This is a genomic window from Zwartia panacis (assembly GCF_030410395.1).
Lineage (GTDB): Bacteria > Pseudomonadota > Gammaproteobacteria > Burkholderiales > Burkholderiaceae_B > Zwartia > Zwartia panacis.
Window position 1 is genome coordinate 1 of record NZ_JAUHHF010000033.1, and the last position, 867, is coordinate 867.

1 protein-coding gene is annotated in these 867 nt (G+C 55.4%); it reads left to right on the top strand.

From position 1 onward, the window contains the following. Nucleotides 1–97 precede the first annotated feature (97 nt). Nucleotides 98–867, top strand: a 770-nt coding sequence (locus tag QWY30_RS15825) for an IS4 family transposase (RefSeq protein ID WP_290242651.1), incomplete at its 3' end; no start/stop codon positions are given.

Consider the following 867-nt stretch of genomic DNA (forward strand, 5'->3'; position numbering starts at 1 on the left):
GGCGTGGCCTAGCGGCCGATTTTATTTGGTGCCGATTTGAATTCAAATTCATCATTTTTGGGTATTTTCCTAGGGGTTAGCCTCTGGGGGATGTCTCATGAACGTCGGCAAGACGCTTTTTGCGCAGATTATGGAGTTCGTGCCGTGGACGAGCTTTGGTCGCATCGTCGATCGCTACGGCGGCAACGCAGGCGTTCGTCGCATGACTTGCGCGGAACAGTTTCGCGTGATGGCTTTTGCTCAGCTGACGTGGCGAGAGAGTCTGCGCGACATCGAGGTGACTCTTGGCGCCAACGCGAACAAACTCTATGCGATGGGGCTGCGTCACAGCATTCATCGCTCGACGTTGGCCGATGCGAACGAAGCGCGCGATTGGCGTATTTGGGCGGATATCGCTGCACTGCTTATTCGTCGCGCGCGCAAGCTCTACAGCGATACGGATTTGGTCGGACTCGACTTGAAGAACACCGTCTACGCACTGGACGCAACCACGATCGATCTGTGTCTGAGCCTGTTCGATTGGGCTCCGTTTCGCCATGCCAAGGGCGCAGTCAAGCTGCACACCTTGTTGGACCTGCGGGGCGCAATCCCAGCGTTTATCCATATCAGCGACGGCAAGATGCACGAAGTCAACGTTCTGGACTTCATGCCGATCGAGGCTGGCGCGTTCTATGTCATGGACCGTGGCTACCTGGACTTCACCCGTCTTTATGCTCTGCATCAGGCGGGTGGATTCTTCGTGACCCGCGCCAAAGCCAATATGAATGCTCGAAGAATCTATTCGGCACAAGTCGAGCGAGCGAGCGGCATTATTTGCGATCAGACGATATTGCTCAACGGGTTTTACGCGACCCAACATTACCCAGA